This window comes from Streptomyces sp. NPDC059142 (assembly GCF_042755665.1).
Classification (GTDB): domain Bacteria; phylum Actinomycetota; class Actinomycetes; order Streptomycetales; family Streptomycetaceae; genus Streptomyces.
The window spans coordinates 1,480-24,550 of sequence record NZ_JBHZDA010000107.1 but is presented as its reverse complement, the minus strand read 5'-3'; the positions used below and the strand labels follow the sequence as shown (position 1 = coordinate 24,550).

The window sequence follows — 23,071 nt, the reverse complement described above, 5'->3', positions numbered from 1 at the left end:
GGGTGGACATCGTGTATCCGCCGTAATCCGGACCCGCGCTCATGAAGTCCCAGCCGCACATCTCCCGGTAAAAGGTCTTTCCCGCGCCGAGATCGGCCCGGCGGCCGGCCCATGTCGCGTCCGCCTTCCGGCCGGCCTGCGCGCCCGCCTCGGGACCCGCCCCGGCGGTGGTCAGCCGGCGAACGCCTCGCGCACCGCCTCGTACTCCCGCGTCCACCACACCGCGAGGGCCGACACCGCGGCGAACAGCGGGTCGGCCCTCCGGTCGTCCAGCATGTAGCGCCACCGCAGTATCCAGAAGTCGTTGAGCCGCTCCCACCAGACCCGGTGGACCGCCGCGGCCAGCTCGGAGGCGCTCGCCCCGGCCGCCCGGCGGTAGGCCCGCGCGTACGCCCGTACCTTGGTCAGCTCCAGCTCCCCCGTCGGCCGGACGAAGAAGATCGCCGCGGCCCGTACGGCCTCCTCGGCGCGCGGCTGGACGCCGAGCCGGTCCCAGTCGATGATCGCGGCCGGCTCCGCGCCCCGGTAGAGCAGGTTCAGCGGGTGGAAGTCCCCGTGCACCCACCCCGTCGCGGGTTCGGTGCCGGGCGGCGGGCGGCGGTGCGCGTGCCGCTCCAGCAGCTCCCTGCGCTCCAGGAGCCGGTGCTCGGCCAGGGTGTCGAAGACCTCGTGGCGGGCCCGGCCGCGCGCCAGGGCGAGGAGTTCGTCGATGAGCGCGAAGGTGTCGGCGGGGTCCGGGCTGAGATAGGCGAGGGCCGCGGGATCCGGCTCCATCACCCGCTCCAGACAGGTGTGTACGAGCCCGAGGAGCCCCCCCAGACGCCGTGAGGCGCGCGCCGTGAGCTGCGCGCCGTCGCGGTGGCTGCCCTCGACCCAGGGGTGCAGCGCGTAGCACCGCCCGCCGATGACGGTGACGGTGTCCCCGTCCGTGCTCTCGACGGGCGGTGCGACGGGCACGCCGAGCGCCTGGAGCCGCTGGGTGGCGCGGTGCTGGTGGGCGATGGCCTCGTGGTCGCCGTCGAGGTGGTGCTTGAGGAAGTACGTGCCGCGGGTGGTGCGGAGCCGGTAGCCCCGGTTGAGGAGCCCTTGGGCGACGGGCTCGCACGACAGGGGATCGCCCGTGTTCCGGTAGCGGCGCAGCAGCAGCCGTACGGGCGGCGCCGGGGGGTGGGGAGCGCCGGTGCGGGGGGTGGGTACAGGGGCGGTCAGGGGGGTGGTGCGGGGGGCGGAAAGGAGGGCGGTAGCGGGCGGAGCGGTGTGGCTGGCACGAGCGGCGGCGGGCCGGGGGATGACGGCGGTCGCGGCAGGCGCAGCGAGTTCATATGAGCGCGGCACTTGTCAGATGTTAGATCACGCAGCGTGTTGACTCCGTCGCTCGTCGCTGTGGTCGAGTGTGTGTACGGTTACGAACTGGGGTGTAAGGCGCATATAGACCGGATCGAACGGTTCGCCGTCCACATGGTGAGGTCCGGCGCCAAACATTTCGATTTCCGAGGGCGTCGGCTCGATCAACTCGGCCGTCCCGGTGAACTGGACGGACCAGTGGTCCTCCGCGTCGCTGCCGTAGTTGTCCGCCCCGTACGCCACGATCCCGCCGCCGCACGCCCGGTGGTATCCGTGCCCCGCGTGCATCCTCAACAGGACCGAGCCCTCCGTCACCACATGGCGGGCGGGTGCCACGAACGGCATGGCCCGCATGCTCGTCGCCACGCGCCCGTACGGCACGCGGTTGAGCAGTTCGATGGCGCGGATCTCCTCGGTGGACATGGCGTCCACCCTCCGTCACCGAGGCCCCCGCCACCAGGGGAGACGGCCCCTCAACCACAGGACGTTGGTCCCGATTAGGACCTGCTGGGCCGCGGTACGGAGGCGGGGTGCCGGCGGTACGGGGGCCGCGTCAGCGCTTCTCGGCCTGGAGTCTGGCCACGTACGCCGCCGCCTGCGAGCGGCGCTCCATCCCCAGCTTGGAGAGCAGGCTGGAGACATAGTTCTTGATCGTCTTCTCGGCGAGATGGAGCTGCTCGCCGATCGCCCGGTTGGTCATCCCCTCCCCGATCAGGTCCAGGATCCTGCGCTCCTGGTCGGTGAGGCCGGACAGCTTGTCGTCCGCCTTCGGGCCGTTGCCCGTCCGCAGCCGCTCCAGCACCTGCGCCGTCGCCACCGGGTCGAGCAGCGAGCGGCCCGCCGCCACATCCCTTACGGCCGTGAGCAGTTCGTTCCCCCGGATCGCCTTCAGCACGTACCCCGAGGCGCCCGCCATGATCGCGTCGAAGAGCGCCTCGTCGTCCGCGAACGACGTCAGCATCAGGCACTTGACCGACTCGTCCCGGGACCTGACCTCCCGGCAGACCTCCACGCCACTGCCGTCCGGGAGCCGTACGTCCAGCACCGCCACGTCCGGGCGCGTGGCGGGGATACGGGCGATCGCGTCGGCCGCCGTGCCCGCCTCGCCGACCACCTCGATGTCGTCCTCGACCGACAGAAGTTCGAAGACACCGCGGCGGACGACTTCATGGTCATCAAGCAGGAATACCCTGATTTTTCCTTCTTCGTGCACAGAATTCAGTCTCACACACTCACCCCTTCCCTGCCGCAGATCAGCGGGATAACGTGCCGTTGTTCCGGCGGCCTGCGAGGCTGTGACCAGTGGTTGTTCCGGACTTTGCCGATTTACTTGGAAATCCAAGCAAAATGGCAGGTCAGATGGGGTTTCGCAGTAATGCTGCCCACTGGGTAACGTGCCTGTGACAGGGCGCTCGCCGGGGCACCTGTCACGTCTGTCCCGATCTGGTCGCACCCACCCCGTGCGTCCGGCGGTACAGGCGAGCCGCACTGGTTCCCGGCGGATCCCGGGGGCCGGACAGACGGAGGAGCACGCACGTGACCGTGGAAAGCACTGCCGCTCGCACACCGCGACGGAGCAGCGGTACCGGTACCAAGCGCGCGAGCGCGAAAAGGACGGCTAAACCGCGGGCTTCCGAGCCGCAGCTCGTCCAGTTGCTCAGCCCCGAGGGCAAGCGTCTGGACCACCCCGAATACTCGGCCCTCATCGCCGACATCACCCCCGAATCCCTGCGCGGGCTGTACCGGGACATGGTCCTGACCCGCCGCTTCGACGCCGAGGCCACCGCCCTCCAGCGCCAGGGCGAGCTGGGGCTCTGGGCGTCGCTGCTGGGCCAGGAGGCCGCGCAGATCGGCTCGGCGCGCGCGCTGCGCGACGACGACTACGTCTTCCCGACCTACCGCGAACACGGCGTCGCCTGGTGCCGCGGCGTCGACCCGACCAATCTGCTCGGCATGTTCCGCGGTGTGAACCACGGCGGCTGGGACCCCAGCACCAACAACTTCCACCTCTACACGATCGTCATCGGCTCGCAGACCCTGCACGCCACCGGCTACGCCATGGGCGTCGCCAAGGACGGCGCGGACTCCGCCGTGGTCGCGTACTTCGGGGACGGCGCCTCCAGCCAGGGCGATGTCGCCGAGGCGTTCACCTTCTCGGCCGTCTACAACGCGCCCGTCGTCTTCTTCTGCCAGAACAACCAGTGGGCGATCTCCGAGCCCACCGAGAAGCAGACCCGGGTGCCGCTCTACCAGCGCGCGCAGGGGTTCGGCTTCCCCGGCGTCCGCGTCGACGGCAACGACGTCCTGGCGTGCCTGGCCGTCACCCGGTCGGCGCTGGAGCGGGCGCGGCGGGGCGAGGGGCCGACGCTGGTCGAGGCGTTCACGTACCGGATGGGCGCGCACACCACCTCCGACGATCCGACGAAGTACCGCGCGGACGAGGAGACGGAGGCGTGGGAGGCCAAGGACCCGATCCTGCGGCTGCGCCGGTACCTGGAGCGCGAGGGCCAGGCGGACGAGGCGTTCTTCGCGGAGCTGGAGGCGGAGAGCGAGACGCTCGGAAAGCGGGTACGTGAGGTGGTACGGGCGATGCCGCAGCCGGACTCCATGGCGATCTTCGACCATGTCTACGCCGACGGGAACGCGCTCGTGGACGAGGAGCGGGCCGGGTTCGCCGCGTACCAGGCGTCGTTCGCGGATTCCGGGGCCGCGGGTGCCGGATCCGCAGGTGCCGGATCCGCGGGTTCCGGGTCCGCAGGTTCCGCCGAGGGGGACAACTGATCATGAGTGGCGTACAGAAGCTCCCGATCGCGAAGGCGATCAACGAATCGCTGCGCAAGGCGCTCGAAACCGACCCCAAGGTCCTGATCATGGGCGAGGACGTCGGCAAGCTCGGCGGCGTCTTCCGCGTCACGGACGGCCTCCAGAAGGACTTCGGCGAAGGCCGGGTCATCGACACCCCGCTCGCCGAGTCCGGCATCGTCGGCACGGCCATCGGGCTGGCGCTGCGCGGCTACCGCCCGGTGGTGGAGATTCAGTTCGACGGCTTCGTCTTCCCGGCGTACGACCAGATCGTCACCCAGCTCGCGAAGTTGCACGCCCGCTCGCTCGGCAAGATCAAGATGCCGGTCGTGATCCGTATCCCGTACGGCGGCGGCATCGGCGCGGTCGAGCACCACAGCGAGTCGCCCGAGGCGCTGTTCGCGCATGTGGCGGGGTTGAAGATCGTCTCGCCGTCCACGGCGTCGGACGCGTACTGGATGATGCAGCAGGCCATCCAGAGCGACGATCCGGTGATCTTCTTCGAGCCCAAGCGCCGCTACTGGGACAAGGGCGAGGTCAACACGGAGGCCATTCCCGACCCGCTCCACGGGGCGCGGGTGGTCCGGGACGGCACGGACCTCACCCTGGTGGCGTACGGCCCGATGGTGAAGGTCTGTCTGGAGGCGGCGGCCGCGGCGGCCGAGGAGGGCAAGTCGCTGGAGGTCGTCGATCTCCGGTCGATGTCCCCGATCGACTTCGACACGGTCCAGGCGTCGGTGGAGCGGACGCGTCGGCTGGTCGTCGTGCACGAGGCGCCGGTCTTCTTCGGCTCGGGCGCGGAGATCGCCGCCCGGATCACGGAGCGGTGCTTCTACCACCTGGAGGCCCCCGTGCTGCGGGTCGGCGGCTACCACGCGCCGTATCCGCCCGCCCGGCTGGAGGACGAGTACCTCCCGGGCCTTGACCGGGTGCTCGACGCCGTCGACCGCTCGCTCGCGTACTGAGGAGTGCCGTGACCATGACTGCTGAAACCTCCGCCCGGTACCGGGAGTTCAAGATGCCCGACGTGGGCGAGGGGCTCACGGAGGCGGAAATCCTCAAGTGGTACGTACAGCCGGGCGACACCGTCACGGACGGCCAGGTCGTGTGCGAGGTGGAGACGGCGAAGGCGGCCGTCGAGCTGCCCATCCCGTACGACGGGGTGGTGCGGGAGCTGCGCTTCGAGGAGGGCGCCACGGTGGACGTGGGCGCGTCCATCATCATGGTGGACGTGGCGCCGGGGAGCGGTGAGGCACCGGCCGCGCCGGCCCCCGCCGCCGCTCCGGCTCCCTCTCCCGCTCCTGGGAAGGCCCCGGCGGCGCCGGAGGCCGGGCCCGCGGGCGGCGGCCGTACGCCGGTGCTCGTCGGGTACGGGGTGGCCGAGGCGTCGACGAAGCGCCGGCCGCGCAAGGGCGGCACGCAGAAGTCCGCGTCCGCCGCCGCGCCGGTGCCCGAGCAGGTGAACGGCCACGCGGGCACGGGTACGGTGCCGTCCCCCGCGCGCCCGCTGGCCAAGCCGCCGGTACGGAAGCTGGCCAAGGACCTCGGCGTGGACCTGGCGACGGTGACGCCGTCGGGCCCGGACGGGATCATCACCCGCGAGGACGTGCACGCGGCGACCGCCCCGGTACGGGAGCTGCCCGAGGCCCCGGCTCCGGCCGCGGCTCCTGTGCCGGCGCCGGTCTCCGCGCCCGTGGCGCCGTCCTCCGCCACCGCCCGGGAGACCCGTGTCCCCGTCAAGGGCGTACGGAAGGCCACGGCCGCCGCGATGGTGGGCAGCGCCTTCACCGCGCCGCATGTCACGGAGTTCCTGACCGTCGACGTGACGCGCACGATGAAGCTGGTCGAGAAGCTGAAGACCGACAAGGACATGGGGGGTGCGCGGGTCAGCCCGCTGCTCCTCGTCGCCAAGGCGGTCCTGGTCGCCCTCAAGCGCCACCCCGAGGTCAACGCGGCGTGGGACGAGGCCAACCAGGAGATCGTGCTCAAGCACTACGTCAACCTGGGCATCGCGGCGGCGACCCCGCGCGGACTGATCGTCCCGAACATCAAGGACGCGCAGGACAAGACGCTGCCACGACTGGCCGAGGCGCTGGGCGAGTTGATCACCACGGCCCGCGAGGGCCGGACGACCCCGGCGGCGATGCAGGGCGGCACGGTGACCATCACCAATGTCGGCGTCTTCGGGGTCGACACCGGTACGCCGATCCTGAACCCGGGCGAGTCCGCGATCCTCGCGGTCGGCTCGATCAAGCCGCAGCCCTGGGTCCACAAGGGGAAGGTCGTACCCCGTCAGGTGACGACGCTGGCGCTCTCCTTCGACCACCGGCTGATCGACGGGGCGCTGGGCTCGATGTTCCTCGCCGACATCGGGGCGGTCCTGGAGCAGCCGAAGCGCCTGATCACCTGGGCGTAGGGAACCGCGGAGGGACGGCCGGACCGCGAGGCCCGGCCGTCCCTTTCTGTTCGATACGTCCTGGTCGCGTCTGTCGGATCCGTCCTAGTCGCGCTGTGCGTTCGACGGGAGCGTGCGGAGCTTCATCGTCTTGGCGGTCGAGGCGCCGAAGCCGTGGTCGAGGATCTTCGCCGCGTCCTTGTAGCGGTCGGAACCGTTCAGGATGACGCCCACGAGCGTCTTGCTGCCGCGCGTGGCCGCGAACACCAGGCAGGGGCCGGCGGCGGTGCCCGTACCGGTCTTGATGCCGATGGCGCCGCTGTAGGAGCCGAGGAGCTGGTTGGTGTTGTACCAGGTGTACGTGCGCGTGCCGCCGTTCGCGGCCGGGGCCGTGGCCTTGTACGACGTGGCCTTGACGACCGCGCGGAAGTTCGCGTTCTTCATGGCGTACTGCGCGATCTTCGCCAGGTCGCGCGGCGTCGTGTAGTTGTTGCCGCCGCCCGAGATGCCGTCGAACGAGTCGAACTTGGTGTTGGTGAGCTTCAGTTCCTTGGCCTTCGCGTTCATCTTCGCGATGAACGACTTCGTACGGGCCGCGACGGTCGAGCCGGTGCCGTACGTGTCCGCGAGGGCGTACGCCGCGTCGCAGCCCGAGGGCAGCATCGTGCCGTACAGCAACTGGCGGACGGTGACCTTGTCGCCGGTGCGCAGGTCGGCGGTGCTCGCGCCCTCCTTGACGACGTAGTCGCGGTACGCCTGCTTGACGGTCACCTTGCGGTTGAGGTCCACGTCCTTGGTGCTGAGCACCACGGCGGCCGTCATGATCTTCGTCGTGCTCGCCATCTGACGCCGGGTGTCGGCGGCCTTGCTGTACACCGTCGCGCTGGAGGTGTTGTTCAGCAGGAAGGCGCCCTTGGCGGAGACGGTCGGAGCGGCGGCGGCGGCGGTCGCCGCCGGGGCGCCCTTGGGGGCGGCGGTCGCGGCCTGCGCGGGCGCGGACAGCGCGGAGACCGAGAGCAGAGCGCCGGCGCTGAGGGCGATCACGGCGGACCTGCGCACGCCCGGGTGGGTGGATATCAAGGAAACACTCCGAATTCGCGGATGCGGTGAAATGCGGTCAAGTGCATCTGGAATGCAACGAAAAGAGGCCGCTCTGGGCCCCGAAGTCAGTGAGGCGTCCGGAAAGGAGACCTACGAGGGGGCCGGAGAGATGCACGGATCCAGGTAATCATTTCGGAAAAGACGATCTGCGCCCGGCCGGGGGGCCGGTGCACCTCACGGGCCGGCGGTGAGGCGGGCCGCCGAGGCGATCGTGGCGCGCGCCTCGTGCTCGTCCAGGCCCGTGCGGACCGCCGCGTCGACCAGCTCCGCCGCGAGCGCGTCGCCGAAGCCGTGCTCGTACGCCCGGCAGGCGGCCCAGAACAGCCGGGTGTTGCGCTGCCCCTCGTGCGCGGCGAGCACGAACTGCACCAGGCCGTGGCCGCGCGCGGGCCGGTCCTGCGCGTGGCGGGGCCGCGCCGGGGGCGTGAGCAGCCGCAGCAGGGCCCGCGGGCAGGGCGCGGGCGCGAGCCCCGCCGACCCCGGGGCGAGCCGGTAGGCGCCGCGTGCGGTGACCGAGCCGGGGCCCACGAGATAGCCGCCCGCGCCGCGTACGTCGATACCGGGCGCGAGCCGGCCGGCGGAGTTGGGGACGACGGCGCCGGGCGGCCCGGTGAGCCAGAGGTGCCGGCCGCCGCTGGGCGTCAGGACGACCACCGTCTCCGGCAGCGTGAAGAGGTGCTGGAAGGCGAGGTGCTGGAGCGCGGCCACGGAGTCCGGCGCCGGGCCGCGCAGCGGGTCCCGGTGCGGGTCCCGGTGCGGATCCCGGTGCGGATCCCGGTGCGGGCCCCGCGCCGGACCGGAGGCGGCGGCTCCGGCCGCCGGGCCGACATCGAGGTCGATGCCGATGAGCTGGTGCGGCGGCCGGCCGCAGGCGATGCCGTACCCGGTGGCCCAGGGCGCGGCGGCGAACAGGGCGCGGACCCGTGCCGGGTCGGTGGTGGCGTCGTGCACGCCGTGGCCGGGGCGTCCGCATTCGCCGCGGCAGAGGACCGGCTCGGGTTCGCCCCGGTGCGGGGAGCGCAGGGCGGGGAGCTTGCCGGGGGACAGGGGGAAGACGGGGAGCCCGCGCTCGGCAGCGGACAGGGCGTACGCGAGGGCCAGGGTGGCGGTGTGCCGGACGGTGGTGGCCATGGATCCATGTTCGTACAGACGTTCGAAGAAAGGAAGGGGGGAGGGCGGGAGGGCGGTACGGAAAGGGGTCACGCCGGTCGATTTCGCCACCGGGACGGGGTGGCCGCGGAGGTGTGCTGAAACGCTTCACCTCTTGGGGCGGGCGGGGTCCGGTACCTGCCTTCCCGGGAGGTTCCCGGGTGTGCGGGCCGGGATAGGGCTTTGGGGGCGCATTGAGGGTTTATCGACTTGTCCTCACGCTTGCGAGGGAATCGGGTCCTCCGGGGTGGTTCCGGGGGGATTCGGTGGGCAACTCTGAGGTCGCGACGTCGCCAGCAAGACCGGGTCGGTCGGCCAACTGCCCGGGTCAGAAGAGCACTTCCCGCCGTACTTCTGGTTCCTGGAGGAAAAGACATGGCAAGCTTCCGTACCGCCCGTACCTTCGCCGCTGTCGCCGCGCTGCCGCTGGCCGCCGCTCTCTTCACCGGTGTCGCCAGTGCCGACAACGGCGCCGTCTCCAACAACGGATCGAACGCCAGCGCGGCGTCGATCGGCGGCAGCGGTGTGGGCGGTCACAACTTCGGCAACTCGACGACCACGCAGCAGGTGGCGACGGGTGACGGAGCGTCCAACCAGAACAACACCGCGAGTGTGGTGGGCTCGGGCTTCACCTCGATCGACCAGTCGAACGAGAACATCTCGGTAAATTTCACCCACCTCTGGTGGTGAACACGGCCCGACGGGGGGCGTGACTGAGGGGTGAACGACGTCCTGCGCGGCGGTGCTTCGGCACCGTCGCGCAGCCGTATGTCCGGCGCCGTGCCCGACGCCCGCGCCCGGAACGGGTGCGGTGGGCACGCCCCTGGCGGGCGGTGGGCACGCTTCCGGCGGGCGGCGGGCACGCGCCCGGTACGCGGCGGCCACGCGGCCGACGGGGAGCGCCGTGGCCCGTCCGCCGGGCCCGCTGCGGGGCCGGTGCCGGAGGCGGCCCCTACAGTCCCCGCGCCCTTTCCTCCACCTTCAGGAGGTGGCTTCACCCCCACCCCTACACCCTGAGGCGGACATGGCTTCGGGACCTGGGGCCGATCCCCGGAGCGGGCCCCGCTCCTAGCGTGGAGCCATGACCACGTCTGTCTGCCCGAGCGCTTCCACAGCCGCCGAGCCGGCCGCCAAGTCGGCCGCGCAGCATCCGCCGTACGTCACGCGTACGCCGTATCCGCCCTATGCGTCGTTCTCGTCGTACGTACGGGCGCGGGGGCCCGTGCTGCTGCGTACCGCGCGCTCGCTCACCGCCAACCCCTCCGACGCGGAGGACCTGCTCCAGACGGCGCTCACCAAGACGTACGTCGCCTGGGACCGGATCGAGGACCACCGGGCCCTGGACGGCTATGTCCGCCGCGCCCTGCTGAACACCCGCACCTCGCAGTGGCGCAAGCGCAAGGTCGACGAGTTCGCCTGCGAGGAGCTGCCCGAGCCCGCGGGCGTCCCGGAGCCCGACCCCGCCGAGCGGCAGGTGCTGCACGACGCCATGTGGCGCGCGGTGACAAGACTTCCCGACCGCCAGCGGGCCATGGTGGTCCTGCGGTACTACGAGGACCTCAGCGAGGCACAGACCGCCGAGGTCCTCGGCGTCTCGATCGGCACCGTCAAGAGCGCCGTGTCCCGCGCGCTCGGCAAACTCCGGGAGGACCCGGAACTCTCCCCCGCACGCTGACGCCGCCCGGCCGGCTTCCCCTACGGACACGGTCCGGAGCCTGTCAGGGGAGTGTCGGGGTGCTGTCAGGGGAGTGGATCCGAGTGGTCCGGGACGTCCGGGGTAGTGACATACCGAGCGGTACGCGCGCAGAATCTCGGCAGCGGACATCGTCGCGACGAGAAGCGCGGCGTGAACGCGACGAGAACGTGACGATGCGTGACGCCGCGACGCCAACGCCCCCGGGAGGACGCCGTGCTGAGCACCATGCAGGACGTACCGCTGACTGTGACCCGCATCCTGCACCACGGGATGACGATCCACGGCGCGTCACAGGTCATCACCTGGACCGGCGGGAGCGAACCGCAGCGCCGCAGCTTCGCCGAGGTCGGCGGGCGCGCGATCCAGCTCGCGGGCGCCCTGCGGGACACACTCGGCGTGACCGGCGACGAACGGGTCGCGACCCTCCTCTGGAACAACTCGGAGCACGTCGAGGCGTACTTCGCGGTCCCCGCCATGGGCGCCGTCCTCCACACGCTCAACCTCCGTCTCCCGCCCGAACAGCTCGTCTGGATCGTCAATCACGCCGCCGACCGCGTGGTGATCGTGAACGGCTCGCTCCTCCCGCTGCTCTCCCCGCTCCTCGCGCACCTGCCCACCGTCGAGCACGTCGTCGTCGCCGGCGCGGGCGACCGCACCGCGCTGGACGAGGCCGTGGCGGCGCGCACGGCGGCCGGGACGCCCGTACAGGTGCACGCGTACGAGGAACTGATCGCCGGCCGTCCCACCGCCTTCGACGCCTTCGACTGGCCCGAGCTGGACGAACGCTCCGGGGCGGCCATGTGCTACACCTCGGGCACCACCGGCGACCCCAAGGGCGTCGTCTTCTCCCACCGCTCCATCTACCTGCACTCGATGCAGGTCAACATGGCCGAGTCGATGGGGCTGACGGACCGGGACACCACGCTGATCGTCGTGCCGCAGTTCCATGTGAACGCGTGGGGTCTCGCGCACGCGACGTTCATGACCGGTGTCAGCATGCTGATGCCCGACCGTTTCCTCCAGCCGGGCCCGCTCGCCGAGATGATCGAGCGCGAGCGGCCCACGCACGCCGCCGCCGTCCCCACCATCTGGCAGGGACTGCTCGCCGAGGTCGCCGACCGCCCCCGCGACCTGACCTCCCTGGCCCGTGTCACCATCGGCGGCTCCGCCTGCCCGCCGGCCCTGATGGAGGCGTACGACAAGCTCGGGGTGCGGCTCTGCCAGGCCTGGGGCATGACGGAGACCTCACCGCTCGGCACGATGTCCCACCCGCCCGCCGGACTCACCGCCGAGGAGGAGTGGCCCTACCGCGTCACACAGGGCCGCTTCCCGGCCGGGGTCGAGGCGCGGATCGCCGGGCCCGACGGCCACCTCCTGCCCTGGGACGGAGAGTCGGCCGGTGAGCTGGAGGTACGCGGACCGTGGGTCGCGGGGGCGTACTACGGCGGCGCGGGCGACGAGCCGTCCCGGCCGGCGGACAAGTTCAGCGAGGACGGCTGGCTGCGCACCGGTGACGTCGGCACGATCAGCCCCGACGGCTATCTCACGCTCACCGACCGCGCGAAGGACGTCATCAAGTCGGGCGGCGAGTGGATCTCCAGCGTGGAGCTGGAGAACGCGCTGATGGCGCACCCGGACGTGGCCGAGGCGGCGGTCGTCGCCGTACCGGACGAGAAGTGGGGCGAGCGGCCGCTCGCGACGGTCGTCCTCCGGGAGGGCGCGAGCGCGGGCTACCCGGAGCTGAAGGAGTTCCTCGCCGGGAGGATCGCGAAGTGGCAGGTGCCCGAGCGGTGGTCGGTGGTGCCCGCGGTGCCGAAGACCAGCGTCGGGAAGTTCGACAAGAAGGTCATCCGCAAGCAGTACGCGGACGGCGAGCTGGACGTGACGCGGCTGTAGGCCCGGCTTCCCACCCGGCCGCGGGCGAGGTGCCCGCGGCCGTGCGCACGACGCGTCAGTTGGTCCCGATCTTGGCGAGGAGGTCGACGATCCGGTCCTGCACCTCGGTGCTCGTGGAGCGCTCGGCGAGGAAGAGCACGGTCTCGCCCGAGCTGAGCCTCGGCAGCTCCGCCTCGTCGATACCGGCGGAGGTGTATATGACCAGCGGGGTCCGGTTCAACTGGCCGTTCGCGCGCAGCCAGTCGATGATCCCCGCACGCCGGCGCCGTACCTGCATCAGATCCATGACCACCAGGTTCGGCCGGGTCTGGGCGGCGAGGGTGACGGCGTCGTTGTCGTTCGCGGCCCGCGCGACCTGGAGGCCGCGCCGTTCCAGCGTCTCCGTCAGGGCGAGCGCGATCTCCTCGTGCTCCTCGATCACCAGCACGCGCGAGGGGTGCTGCTCGCTGTCGCGCGGCGCCAGGGCCTTGAGGAGCACGGCGGGGTCGGCGCCGTACGCGGCCTCCCTGGTCGCCTGGCCGAGACCCGCCGTCACCAGTACGGGAACCTCGGCGGCGACCGCGGCCTGGCGCAGCGACTGGAGCGCCGTGCGTGTGATGGGGCCGGTCAGCGGGTCGACGAACAGGGCGGCGGGGAACGCGGCGATCTGCGCGGCGACCTCCTCGCGGGAGTGCACGACGACCGGCCGGTAGCCGCGGTCGCTCAGCGCCTGCTGCGTCAGCACGTCCGGCGCGGGCCAGACGAGCAGACGGCGCGGGTTGTCGAGCGGCTCGGGCGGGAGTTCGTCGTCGACGGGCTGCGGCTGCGGCCGGTTGGCGACCTCGATCGCGCCGCCGGGCCCGTCCAGCGGCTCGGGCCCCTCGGCGCCCTCGTCGGGCGCCCCTATCGCGTACGAGCGGCCCGCGGCCTGGGGGGCGGGCAGGCGCAGTCCGCCGCCCTGGGTGGCGCCGCCGGGGACCGGGGTGGTGGGGAGGCGCCCGCCCAGGGTCTGGTGCTGGGGCTGCGGCGGGGCGGCCGTCGTGAGATCGGGGTGCTCGGTCCCGGCGGGCGGGGTGCCGAGCTTGCGGCGCCGCCCGGAGGCGGAGGGTGCCTGCTGGCCCTGCTGCTGGCCGGGCTGCTGCCCCTGCGCGGGGAGTTGCTGGGCGAAGGGCACGCCCTGCCCGAGCGTGCGCACGCTGAAGGCACGGCCCTGGGTGGAGTCCGCCGGTACGGGGGCCTCCTCCGGCAGGGGCTGCGCGGGCGGCAACGGCTGGTGCGCGCCGCGCCGGGGGTGCGGCACGGAGGACTCCACGGACGGCTCCGAGGCGGAGACCGACGCGGTGGGCGCGGGGGCCGGTGCCGCGGCCGGGGCGGGCTGCGGGGCGGGCTGGGGAGCGACGGGCGCCGGTTCGGGCCGGGGCGCGGGCTCGTGGGCCCCGGGTGCGGCTCCGGGGGCGGCCCCGGGTGCGGCCTCCGGCACGGCTTCGGGCGCGGGGTCCTCGGGCCAGCCCGGCGGCGGTGACATGTACCCGAAGCCGGAAGTCGTGGGCATGCCCTGCCCGTTGGTCGCCCCTCCCGCCGTCCGGCCGGTGTTCTGCCGGGGGAAGGCGCCGACCGGGGCGGCCGGTACGGGGCTGCCCCAGCCGTTCGGGTCGGCCGCCTCGGTGGCGGGCATCGGGGCGGGCGCGGGAATGGGCCCGGGAGCGGGAAGGGGCGCAGGCGCGGGGGCCGGCTGCGCACGGCGCCGCCCCGCCGTGGGCAGGGGGTGCGGCTGCGGCGGGGTGTGGTCCTCGTCCGGCACCGTACGCACGGCGTCGTGGCGGCCCGGCTGCGCCGCGCCCGGAGCGGGCGCGGGGGGCGGCGTGGGCGCGGAGGGCGCCGGGGCGGGGGCGGGGGCCTGCGGGGGCGCCGGAACCCTGCGGTCCGCTTCGGCGGGCGGCAGCGCGAACGCGCTGCGCGGGCTCTCCGCCTCGGCGGGAGGCGGGACACGGCGGTCCTGCGCGGGCGCCAGCGCCCGGCGCGCACGGCGCCCGGCAGGCTGCGGCTGCGCGGCGACGGGAGGCGCCACAGGCGCCCCCTGAGCCCCCTGGGCCCCACGGGCGACCTGAGCCCCCTGGACCTCGTGGATCCCTTGGGCGGCCTGAGCATCGGCCCCACCGGCGTCACCGACGGGTGCCGGAGGCCCCGAGGGCCCCGACGGCAGCGCGGGAAGCGCCCGCTGCCCGCCGTGGCGCGCGCGGCGCCCGGTGCCCGGCTCGACCGGTACGCCCTGCGGCGGCACCGCCTGGCCCAGCGCCGCGCGCCCGGTCGGGTGCGCCCCCTCGGAAGCGGTGACCACCGCCCCCTCGGAGGGCGCGGGTGCGGGCGCGCCGCCCGTCAGCGCGACGGCGGAACCGGGCCCGGGCGCGGGAGCCGCGTCCTCGGCCGGGCTGGGCCGCCCGCGCCGCCGCCCCGTACCGCCCGCGCCGCCGCCCTCCGTACCGTCTCCGCCGCCGATACCCGCGCCGCTCGTCCCACCGTCACCGGCACCGGCGCCGTCCCCGCCGCCGGCACCGTCGCCGGAAGCGATCGCGCGGGCCCTGCGCCGTCCCGTGGGCTCCTGCTCGCCGGTGTCCTCCGCCGCCGGGGACTCCAGGAACGCGTCCGTCGTCGCCCGCCGCGCCCGCCGCCTGCCGCCGCCGGAGGTCCCGGGACCCTGCCCCGGCTCCGCGTGCGGCGAAGGCGCCTGGTGCTGCGTCTCCTGGTGCTGCGTGTCCTCACCGCCGGGGTGCGCGGGAGGCGGCACAACCGCCCCCGAGCCCTCGCCCAGCGGCAGTTCCAGCACGAACGCGCTGCCGTTCATCCCGGGCACCTCGTGGGTCTGGAGGACCCCGCCGTGCGCCCGTACGATCCCGCGCACGATCGGCTCGTGCACCGCGTCGCCCCCGGCGAACGGCCCGCGCACCTCGATCCGTACGACGTCACCGCGCTGCGCGGCGGCCACCACGATGGTCGAGTCGACGTAACCGCCGGCCGGCATCGCCTTCGTACGGCCCGTCGAGTCGACCCCGGCCACATCCGCGACCAGATGCGCCAGCGCCGTCGCCAGCCGTACGCCGTCCACCTCGGCCTCGATGGGCGGCGCGTGCACCGCGAACTGCGCCCGGCCGGGACCGATCAGCTCCACCGCGCCCTCGACACCGGCCGCCACGACCCCGTCGAGCAGGGTCTTCGTCTTCGTGAGCTGTTCCGTACCGGCGTCGAGCCGCTGATAGCCGAGCACGTTGTCGACCAGCGTCGTCATCCGCGCGTACCCGGCGGCGAGATGGTGCAGGATCTGGTTGGCCTCGGGCCAGAGGTGGCCCGCCGGGTCGGCGGCGAGGGTGGTCAGCTCGCCGCGCAGCTCCACCAGCGGCCCGCGCAGCGCCTCGCCGAGCACGGCGGTGAGCTGGGTGTGCCGGCCCGCGACATCCCCGTACCGCTCCGTCAGCCCCTCGATCTCGGCCGCGTACCGGTCGCTGCGGTCGGCCAGCTCGGCCGCGTGCCGCTCCTCGGCGGCGGCCAGTTCTGCGGTGAGCCGGTCGGTCGTCTCCGTCAGCTCGGCGGTGAGCCGCTCGTCGGTCTCGGCCACCTCCGCGGTACGCCGCTCCTCGGCTGCGGCCAGCTCGGCGGCGTGCTGCTCGGTGAGTTCGTCGTACGGGCGCCGGTCGGTGAAGGTCATCACGGCACCGACGAGCTGGTCGCCGTCGCGCACCGGAGCGGTCGTCAGATCGACCGGCACCTTCTTGCCGCCCTTCGCCCACAGCACCTGCCCGCGCACCCGGTGCTTGCGGCCGGAGCGGAGCGTGTCCGCGAGCGGGGACTCCTCGTACGGGAACGGCTCGCCGTCCGCGCGCGAGTGCAGGATCAGCGGGTGCAGCTCCTGGCCGCCGAGATCGCTGGCGCGGTGGCCGAGGATCTGCGCGGCGGCCGGGTTGACCAGGACGACCCGCCCGTCCGTATCCGTACCGACGACCCCCTCGGAGGCGGCCCGCAGGATCATCTCCGTCTGCCGCTGCGAGCGCGCCAGCTCGGCCTCGGTGTCCATCGTCCCCGACAGATCCCGTACGACGATCATGAGCAGTTCGTCGCCGGTGTAGCTGTGCGAGTCGTTGTACGCGTCCCGGCCGTCCTCCAGGCTCGCGCTGGTCACCTCGGCGGGGAACTCACCGCCGTCGGTACGCCGCGCCATCATCCGCGTGGGCTTCGTACGGCCGCGGGCGTCGGCCGAGGCGGGACGCCGCATCGATCCGGGGATCAGCTTCGAGTCGAACTCGGGCAGCAGATCGAGCAGCCCCCGGCCGACCAGCGCCGTGCCGGGGGTCTCGAACATCTCCAGGGCGATGGTGTTGGCGTTGACGACGGTGCCGTTGGCGTTGACGAGCACCAAGCCGTCGGGGAGTGCGTCGAGTATCGCCGCGAGGCGAGCAGCGCCTCGGGATGGCCTGCTGCTCACGACGACGCTTCCTCCCTGAACCACTGCACCTTGCGGACGGCCGCACCCATCTTGCCTCTCGGCTCCCGGCCTGTCACTGATGGGAGTCTAAGGGCTGGGAGAGGCGCGGCGGCGGCGGATGAGGGCTACCTCTCGCCACGACCACGGCCGGAGCGTACGCCCGCGGACCACGCCTACCCAGCGCTCGCGGGAAGAACCGGCTCCAGCGCCCGCCAGCGGGAGATCTCGCAGCCGTTCTTCTTGTCGAAGGACGCGTTGACGGAACGGCCCTGCCAGGTCCCGGTGACACGGGCGGTGGCGGGCCCGCCGTACTGCATGGTGCACATGGCCTCCCGGCCGACCGGTGCGAAGGGATCCCGGCTCCCGGAGGCCAGCTCCGCCAGCCGGTCGCAGGCGGCCCGCGCCCGCAGATGCGTCCCGCCGACGGGCCGGCAGGTCAGCCGCCGCGTACCGTCCGCCCCGGCGACCCCGGAGTCCGTGACGGTGACGGTGAGCTGATCACCGGGCGCCGCCGGACTCTGCGGCCACGCCTCCTCGGAGAGCGGCAGCGGTACGGGGGCGAGCGGGGCGCCGGTGGCGACGGCGGGCGCACCGGCGAGGGCGGCGGACACGGCGACACCGAGAACGAGGAGACGCAGACGCGGCATGGGGGCTCCTGACAGTGACCTGACCTGACGGATAACACCGGACCCGAAGCCCGGCCCCCTGCTTAACGCGCGCCGGCCCCCGGCGTTGCGCACGGAGATGTGCTTTGCCCTGCGGCCCACCTGCCTAGTACCGTGAGGAGCGATTGGTGACACCCCACCTGGCTGTGTCATCATCTGCACGCACCGTTTCGCGCCCGCGCGATCCGGAGCTGGAGGCGTCGCCTAGTCCGGTCTATGGCGCCGCACTGCTAATGCGGTTTGGGTCTTAAAGCCCATCGAGGGTTCAAATCCCTCCGCCTCCGCGTGTCGATCACCGAAGCCCCGGCCCCACGGCCGGGGCTTCGGCCGTTCTCGCACACTCTTCCGGGATTTTCGGCATCGCCGCAGGTCAGAGGGGGTGCGGGGAATGGATTTCACGTGACGCCGCAGGTCATGTAATGTTGTTCTCGCAACGCCGACCGGGAAGAAAAGCCCGGAACGCCAAGCACTCGTAGCTTAACGGATAGAGCATCTGACTACGGATCAGAAGGTTGCAGGTTCGAATCCTGCCGAGTGCACAGCAGAGCGAGAGGCCCCGGATCACTCCGGGGCCTCTCGCCTTTTCCTTGGCGGCAGTGTTCGACGGCAACCGTCCCAGGGGGCCGGGCACTCGTCACGGCCGCCCAGGAGCAGGCCCGAAGGGCTCGCCTGTTTCGACGAGCCGAAGCTGATCGTGGACACCGGCCGCGCTCGGCGCGGCGGTCCTTTGTTTGGGCCAGGGCCCGCCTCGGGCAGGTCCAGGGCCACTTGTTCACCTTCCCGGGCGGGGCGAAGCCTGCCTGAGTTGCTGGGCCGGCTGAGGGGCAATTCGCGCCTCCACCAACGCAAGGTCGGGGCACAAGTAGCAGTTCAGGAGGGGCCGTAGAGGTACTGAGTTGGTTGCGCCCTCAATGCGGGCGACGTCCGGGGTTATGCGCGCAGGGTGTGGGTGAAGCCGAGGGAGGTGAGTCCTTCGGACTGGCACAGCTTGTCGGAGGGGCCGTTCACCTCGGTTTGGAGGAGTTGGTAGGCGGCGCCGTGGGACTGGCCCCAGTGCATCGCGGTCTGCCACAGGAGGCGGCCCAGGCCTTGGCCCCTGGCTTTGGGCAGGACGGCGAAGTACTGGGGCATGAGCTGGGGGCGGTCGGTCGCGTCGGGGCGTACTTCCATGGGGCCGATCGCGCCCACGATGCGGTCCGCAACGGTGGCGGCGAGGACGGGTCCGCACCGGTCGGCCTGCATCTGGGTGTGGAGGAAGGCCAGGCCGTCGCGGGCCGTGGCTTCGGCGAATGGGGAGAAGGTCTTCCGCACGGCGCTGGGCCAGTCGGTGACGGGGCGAACGGGACCGCCAGGGTCGGGACAGGGGCCGACGGTGAAGTCCTTGAGGTGGATGCGGGTGCCGCGCGGGTGTGCGGTGTCGGCGCCGAGAGGGCGTACGACCCGGGCGTCGGCTGCGCCGTGCACGGTGGTGAGTTTCATCGCGAGCTCGGCGGCCTCGTCCACGGCGCTGTCGCCGAGACCGTAGGCGAAGACCCTGACGGTGCCACGTCCGCGCCGGGTCACGGTGGGGATCAGGGTGTGCCCGGGCTGGTGCACCACGTCCTCGCGGAGCACTCGCTCGTCCTTCTCGTCGCTCCAACGCCGGTCCTTGTCGTAGGGGAGGAAGTCTCCGGTGACGGCTGCTCGCAGGGTGTCCTCGAAGATCTCGACGGTCAGGGCATCGGGATGCACGGGACCGAGAGTCGGCACGATCGGAGCGGTCAGCAAGGGTTGGAGCCAGTCCCAGCGGAAGAACATGAGCGGCACCCTAACGGCTGGCCGACCTGGGCTCAGCCCCCGACGCGAGTACGCCGAGGGCTGAACGGAGTTGACTGGTTCAGGTCGGTCAGTGGGGGTTGTCGTCACCGGCGTCGCAAGAGCACTCCGCGCTCTCCACGATCATGTCGAGGTCCTGGACGGCGGTGATTGACGGGGTCGTGACGGGCGGGGCGCCGAGCCGGGTGAGACCGTCGATGCCTTCGGTCATGAGGTCGATCTGGTCGTCGCGGCCGACCTTGCAGATCGAGACCTCGGCGTGCGGGTCGGCGTGGAAGAACGTGTGTCCTGCGTTGCAGCCGGCGAACGGCTTGCGCTGTCGCAGGTGAGCGGCGAACTGGGCGAGCAGCGGCTCACCGCCGCCGTAGATCGTGGGCGTCATGTTCGTGTACGCGTGGTTCTCGACGTTCCACTCGTCGGCGAGGGCGGCCATCTCGTCGGCCTCGGAGGCGTTGTCCTCGGTCACCACGACGTTGATGCGCAGAGGAAGACCCGCCTCACGTGCGGCGTCCGTGCCGCGCCGGAACGCCTTCCACGCGCCACGGCGCTGGGTGAGCGTGTCGAAGGACTCCTCGCTCGCCCCGTACATGCTGACGACCAGGCGGTAGGGCGGGCAGTCGCGGAAGAGCTTGAGGAGATCGGGCCGCCAGAGCAGCGAGCCGTTGGTGGAGATGGTGAGCATCATCCGGCCTGCCAGGACCGATGAGCGTATCGCTTCGGCCATGAGGAGGTACAGCAGCCCGAAGAGCGATCCCCTGCTCACGATTATCCCGCGCACCTCACTGAGGGGGATCCACTTGATGCGGTCGGACTCGTTCTTCTCCGTTGGCGGACCAGCATAGGTTGCGCCATCCGCGCGGAAGACGTGATGTTGCGAGTCGGTGATCCCGTTGGCCGGCTCGGCGTAGATAAAGGGCTTGATAAGGCCAGGGCGCCAGCCTGTCTCCTCCAAGACTTCGCGTGCCCCCGTTCCTCGGGGGGCTCCCCCTCCTCGACCAGAGCCATGGGTAACTCCCAGGCCCAGGAGTCGGTGATGAAGCGGTGCCGCCACATCATCAGGACCTCTTGGTGATCATTGACCACGGCGGCCACGGCCAAGTGCCTGAATGTCCACCACAGATTCGCCCACTTGTTGGTGTAGATCAGTCGCTCACTGTGGGTCTTCCACTCCATACCTGCGGCCCCTCTTGATCGGTCTCCAGGATCTCAGACCGGCCCGGACGGGGAAGCAGGTTCGGCCGTTTCATGTCAGCTTGACGAGATAGCCCTGTGGTGCGGAAGCGGGGCAGCATAGAGATGCGCGCGAAACGAGCACCCGATGGCGGTGCGGATTCCGTTTGCGGTCCGGCCGAACAGGCCCGGTCACGGAGATCCAGAGGTTCGTTCCTCTGTGCGCCTCCGCAGGGCACGCGAGTTTTCATAGTACGGCCGACAGTGCGGCAGTGATGGCGGCCACGAGTGTCAGCGTGCCGGCGAAGGCGACGGCGGCCCGGGTCAGAGCAGCGGGATATGAGGCGCCGTCGAGGCGGGCGAGTTTGCCTGCGCCGGCGGCGGTCAGCAAGGCAAAAATGAGGATCAGTGTGACAGCGATCAGCAGGATGAGAAGGCTGGACATGACAGCATCTCCAGTAGGAAAGAGGGGCGTTGACGTGTCCGAAGGTCGCGAAAGAGATGTTCGCCGTGGTTCAGGCGGTGGATGATGAACATCGTCGGACACGCAGATCGAAAGGGCAGCGCAGGTGGGGGACCAAAGCCAGGAGCGCGACGCGGCGCTCATTGAGCTGCGTAATCGGTTGGATGACGGGTTGGCCCTCGCTCGCCTGACAAAGACCCAGCTCGCAGCCCGAACAAACCTGGGTCGCACGACGGTTCAGGAAGCGTTCAACACAAAGGCACCAGTGCCGTCCCCCGACACCATCGCGGCTCTTGCTCTAGCACTGGGTCTGCCAGAGACCGAACTACTGGAGCTGCGCCGCACAGCTGCTAGGGAATCGTCTGTTTCTCGAGGGACAGGCGATGTGTTGGGCAAGCCGATCCGAGACTGGAACGCGCACGACCTGGAAGTCCATCCGGCCGGGCCTGGAACCGACCACAGCCAAGTGCCTGCGCTCTCCAGCTACGTCCCTCGGGCCCACGACCGGAGGCTGTCAGATGCCGTCAGCGCGGCTATGGGTGGCCACAGCCAGATGATGGTGCTTGTCGGCGCATCCTCGACAGGCAAGACACGAGCATGTTGGGAGGCCGTGCAGCCACTGGCGGCGAAGGAGTGGCGGCTGTGGCATCCGTTCAACCCGACACGGGTGGAAGCTGCGCATGATGCACTTGCCCGGGTGGGACCTAGGACTGTCGTGTGGCTGAACGAGGCCCAGCATTATCTTGGCGACCCCATCCAAGGAGAGCAGATCGCAGCCGCCATCCATGCGCTGCTCACCACCCCCGCGCGCGGCCCAGTTCTAGTTTTGAGCACACTGTGGCCTGAGTACGCGCGCCGGTATACAGCCCCTCCAGCCCCCGGATCTCCGGATCCGCACAGCCGGGTGCGGGAGATTCTTGCCGGTCGGCTGGTCACGGTGCCGGATTCTTTCGATGAAAAGGCGCTGCAGGACGCGATCGCGCTCGCGGAGGCAGGGGACTCGCTGTTGGCCGACGCCCTCACCCGAGCGCGGAACAGCGGGCGGATAGCGCAAGACCTCGCGGGGGCCCCGCAACTCCTCGATCGCTATCGAACCGCCAGTCCATCCGCTAAGGCTGTGTTGGATGCAGCGATGGACGCCCGCCGGCTTGGCGTCGGCCTCCACTTGCCACAGAAGTTCCTTACTGATGCCGCGATTGACTACCTCAGCGACGATGACTATGACTCCATTCAGCAAATCGTCGACTGGGAACAACAGGCGTTTGCCGAACTTGCGGAGCCGGTTCACGGCAAGCATGCGCCCGTCCGCCCTGCGGGTCCCCGCCCAAAGCGTCGTCCGCCTGGCAGCCGACCTCCACTCGTCATAGAGGCGGAAGTTGGTTCAGTGGTCCGGCTTGCGGACTATCTTGAACAGCACGGTCGAATTACCCGACGCCGCTTGTGTCCCCCGGCGTCGTTTTGGAGTGCGGCCTACACCCACCTCGCCCGTCTCGATGACCTCAACAAGCTATCCGAGGCTGCAGCAGCTCGGCACCGACTTCAGTGGGCTCATCACCTATATCATCGTGCCATCAATTTTGGGTTTCCTGTTTCTGCATTTCATAGAGGCAACAAAAAACTTGCTCAAGAAGAACGTGCAGCCACCACCTCGGACGTCCTATTTGAATCGGGAATCGCTCGGATGCAATCCGGGGATGTGACGAGTGCTGAGGAACTTCTTCGGCAGGCTGCTGACGCCGGGCACACTAAGTCTCTGGGTGCTTTGGCGCTCCTGCAGGAGGAGGCGGGACAGCGGCAGAAAGCAGAAGCTCTGGCGCGACAGGCCGCCGATGCTGGATACCCTAAGGCCCTGCGATTGTTGGTGGAGCGCCGGGACAAGGCAGGCGACCGGAAAGGCGCAGAAGCCCTCGCGCGACATTTTGCTGACGCTGGCCATCCTGGGGCTATGCACCATCTGGCGCAGTTGCGGATGCAATCCGGGGATGTGACGAGTGCTGAGGAACTTCTTCGGCAGGCTGCTGACGCCGGGCACACTAAGTCTCTGGGTGCTTTGGCGCTCCTGCAGGAGGAGGCGGGACAGCGGCAGAAAGCAGAAGCTCTGGCGCGACAGGCCGCCGATGCT

Annotated in this window: 16 protein-coding genes, 2 tRNA genes and 2 pseudogenes; 9 read left to right on the top strand and 11 right to left on the bottom strand. The window is 71.1% G+C overall.

Going from position 1 to position 23,071, the window contains the following annotated elements; all coding sequences use genetic code 11:
- Positions 1-171: 171 nt before the first annotated feature.
- From ACFXPK_RS28245 to ACFXPK_RS28235, 3 genes are all read right to left on the bottom strand, one after another.
- The gene (locus ACFXPK_RS28245) at positions 172-1,209 is read right to left on the bottom strand and encodes a phosphotransferase (RefSeq protein ID WP_385079857.1); all 1,038 of its coding nucleotides are present in this window, start codon (positions 1,207-1,209) and stop codon (positions 172-174) included.
- A 141-nt stretch (positions 1,210-1,350) separates the two neighbouring features.
- Positions 1,351-1,767, bottom strand: a complete 417-nt coding sequence (locus tag ACFXPK_RS28240) for a pyridoxamine 5'-phosphate oxidase family protein (protein WP_385005410.1) — start codon at positions 1,765-1,767, stop codon at positions 1,351-1,353.
- 130 nt (positions 1,768-1,897) lie between these two features.
- Positions 1,898-2,557, bottom strand: coding sequence for a response regulator (locus ACFXPK_RS28235; RefSeq protein WP_385005408.1), 660 nt, complete (start codon positions 2,555-2,557; stop codon positions 1,898-1,900).
- Positions 2,558-2,880: 323 nt separating this feature from the next.
- Between ACFXPK_RS28235 and pdhA the strand changes: the two genes are divergently transcribed.
- The 3 genes from pdhA to ACFXPK_RS28220 are packed head-to-tail and all read left to right on the top strand — an operon-like array spanning position 2,881 to position 6,562.
- Positions 2,881-4,125, top strand: coding sequence for a pyruvate dehydrogenase (acetyl-transferring) E1 component subunit alpha (pdhA, locus tag ACFXPK_RS28230; RefSeq protein WP_385079850.1), 1,245 nt, complete (start codon positions 2,881-2,883; stop codon positions 4,123-4,125).
- 2 nt (positions 4,126-4,127) lie between these two features.
- Complete coding sequence (locus tag ACFXPK_RS28225) at positions 4,128-5,111, top strand: alpha-ketoacid dehydrogenase subunit beta (protein ID WP_385079847.1); 984 nt, start codon at positions 4,128-4,130, stop codon at positions 5,109-5,111.
- Positions 5,112-5,125: 14 nt separating this feature from the next.
- Entirely contained in the window at positions 5,126-6,562 is a 1,437-nt protein-coding gene (locus ACFXPK_RS28220; protein ID WP_385079844.1) for a dihydrolipoamide acetyltransferase family protein, read from the top strand.
- An 84-nt stretch (positions 6,563-6,646) separates the two neighbouring features.
- Here ACFXPK_RS28220 and ACFXPK_RS28215 read toward each other — a convergent pair whose 3' ends face one another.
- On the bottom strand, positions 6,647-7,618 hold the full coding sequence (locus ACFXPK_RS28215) for a D-alanyl-D-alanine carboxypeptidase family protein (RefSeq protein WP_385079854.1): 972 nt from the start codon (positions 7,616-7,618) through the stop codon (positions 6,647-6,649).
- Between the two features lie 198 nt (positions 7,619-7,816).
- Positions 7,817-8,773: a bifunctional DNA primase/polymerase gene (locus ACFXPK_RS28210; RefSeq protein ID WP_385079842.1), complete on the bottom strand. Its 957-nt coding sequence runs from the start codon at positions 8,771-8,773 to the stop codon at positions 7,817-7,819.
- Between the two features lie 393 nt (positions 8,774-9,166).
- Between ACFXPK_RS28210 and ACFXPK_RS28205 the strand changes: the two genes are divergently transcribed.
- From ACFXPK_RS28205 to ACFXPK_RS28195, 3 genes are all read left to right on the top strand, one after another.
- The gene (locus ACFXPK_RS28205; RefSeq protein ID WP_385005398.1) at positions 9,167-9,481 is read left to right on the top strand and encodes a hypothetical protein; all 315 of its coding nucleotides are present in this window, start codon (positions 9,167-9,169) and stop codon (positions 9,479-9,481) included.
- A 391-nt stretch (positions 9,482-9,872) separates the two neighbouring features.
- Positions 9,873-10,466: a SigE family RNA polymerase sigma factor gene (locus ACFXPK_RS28200; protein ID WP_384996846.1), complete on the top strand. Its 594-nt coding sequence runs from the start codon at positions 9,873-9,875 to the stop codon at positions 10,464-10,466.
- A 234-nt stretch (positions 10,467-10,700) separates the two neighbouring features.
- On the top strand, positions 10,701-12,383 hold the full coding sequence (locus tag ACFXPK_RS28195) for a long-chain fatty acid--CoA ligase (RefSeq protein ID WP_385079839.1): 1,683 nt from the start codon (positions 10,701-10,703) through the stop codon (positions 12,381-12,383).
- Positions 12,384-12,438: 55 nt separating this feature from the next.
- Here the strand turns inward: ACFXPK_RS28195 and ACFXPK_RS28190 are convergent, their stop codons facing one another.
- A complete protein-coding gene (locus ACFXPK_RS28190) occupies positions 12,439-16,836 on the bottom strand; it encodes a PAS domain-containing protein (RefSeq protein WP_385079837.1) in 4,398 nt (1,465 codons plus the stop codon).
- Between the two features lie 173 nt (positions 16,837-17,009).
- Positions 17,010-17,483, bottom strand: a complete 474-nt coding sequence (locus tag ACFXPK_RS28185) for an SSI family serine proteinase inhibitor (RefSeq protein WP_384998889.1) — start codon at positions 17,481-17,483, stop codon at positions 17,010-17,012.
- Positions 17,484-17,694: 211 nt separating this feature from the next.
- Between ACFXPK_RS28185 and ACFXPK_RS28180 the strand changes: the two genes are divergently transcribed.
- Both ACFXPK_RS28180 and ACFXPK_RS28175 read left to right on the top strand, forming a co-directional pair.
- Positions 17,695-17,785: transfer RNA gene (locus ACFXPK_RS28180), tRNA-Ser, on the top strand.
- A gap of 182 nt (positions 17,786-17,967) precedes the next feature.
- Positions 17,968-18,040, top strand: a tRNA-Arg gene (locus ACFXPK_RS28175).
- A 391-nt stretch (positions 18,041-18,431) separates the two neighbouring features.
- Here the strand turns inward: ACFXPK_RS28175 and ACFXPK_RS28170 are convergent.
- The 4 genes and pseudogenes from ACFXPK_RS28170 to ACFXPK_RS28155 all read right to left on the bottom strand — a co-directional run bounded on the left by ACFXPK_RS28170 (position 18,432) and on the right by ACFXPK_RS28155 (position 20,931).
- Positions 18,432-19,298 carry a GNAT family N-acetyltransferase gene (locus ACFXPK_RS28170; protein ID WP_385079833.1) on the bottom strand — a complete coding sequence of 289 codons (867 nt, stop codon included), beginning with the start codon at positions 19,296-19,298 and terminating at the stop codon, positions 18,432-18,434.
- 190 nt (positions 19,299-19,488) lie between these two features.
- A pseudogene (locus ACFXPK_RS28165) lies at positions 19,489-20,001 on the bottom strand (radical SAM protein); the annotation flags it as partial.
- A gap of 21 nt (positions 20,002-20,022) precedes the next feature.
- Positions 20,023-20,489 (bottom strand): annotated as a pseudogene (locus ACFXPK_RS28160) (NUDIX hydrolase); the annotation flags it as partial.
- A 244-nt stretch (positions 20,490-20,733) separates the two neighbouring features.
- Entirely contained in the window at positions 20,734-20,931 is a 198-nt protein-coding gene (locus ACFXPK_RS28155; RefSeq protein WP_385079830.1) for a hypothetical protein, read from the bottom strand.
- 124 nt (positions 20,932-21,055) lie between these two features.
- On the opposite strand from ACFXPK_RS28155, the gene ACFXPK_RS28150 reads away from it, so the two are divergent.
- Positions 21,056-23,071 (top strand): tetratricopeptide repeat protein (locus ACFXPK_RS28150; RefSeq protein ID WP_385079827.1); only part of this gene is annotated, 2,016 nt, incomplete at its 3' end.

Excerpts from the sequence above, each read along its gene's own strand:
- ACFXPK_RS28240 (WP_385005410.1), bottom strand. The coding sequence starts at position 1,767 with ATGTCCACCGAGGAGATCCGCGCCATCGAACTGCTCAACCGCGTGCCG.
- ACFXPK_RS28225 (WP_385079847.1), top strand. The coding sequence starts at position 4,128 with ATGAGTGGCGTACAGAAGCTCCCGATCGCGAAGGCGATCAACGAATCG.
- ACFXPK_RS28220 (WP_385079844.1), top strand. The coding sequence starts at position 5,126 with ATGACTGCTGAAACCTCCGCCCGGTACCGGGAGTTCAAGATGCCCGAC.
- ACFXPK_RS28210 (WP_385079842.1), bottom strand. The coding sequence starts at position 8,773 with ATGGCCACCACCGTCCGGCACACCGCCACCCTGGCCCTCGCGTACGCC.
- ACFXPK_RS28205 (WP_385005398.1), top strand. The coding sequence starts at position 9,167 with ATGGCAAGCTTCCGTACCGCCCGTACCTTCGCCGCTGTCGCCGCGCTG.
- ACFXPK_RS28200 (WP_384996846.1), top strand. The coding sequence starts at position 9,873 with ATGACCACGTCTGTCTGCCCGAGCGCTTCCACAGCCGCCGAGCCGGCC.
- ACFXPK_RS28185 (WP_384998889.1), bottom strand. The coding sequence starts at position 17,483 with ATGCCGCGTCTGCGTCTCCTCGTTCTCGGTGTCGCCGTGTCCGCCGCC.
- ACFXPK_RS28170 (WP_385079833.1), bottom strand. The coding sequence starts at position 19,298 with ATGTTCTTCCGCTGGGACTGGCTCCAACCCTTGCTGACCGCTCCGATC.
- ACFXPK_RS28155 (WP_385079830.1), bottom strand. The coding sequence starts at position 20,931 with ATGTCCAGCCTTCTCATCCTGCTGATCGCTGTCACACTGATCCTCATT.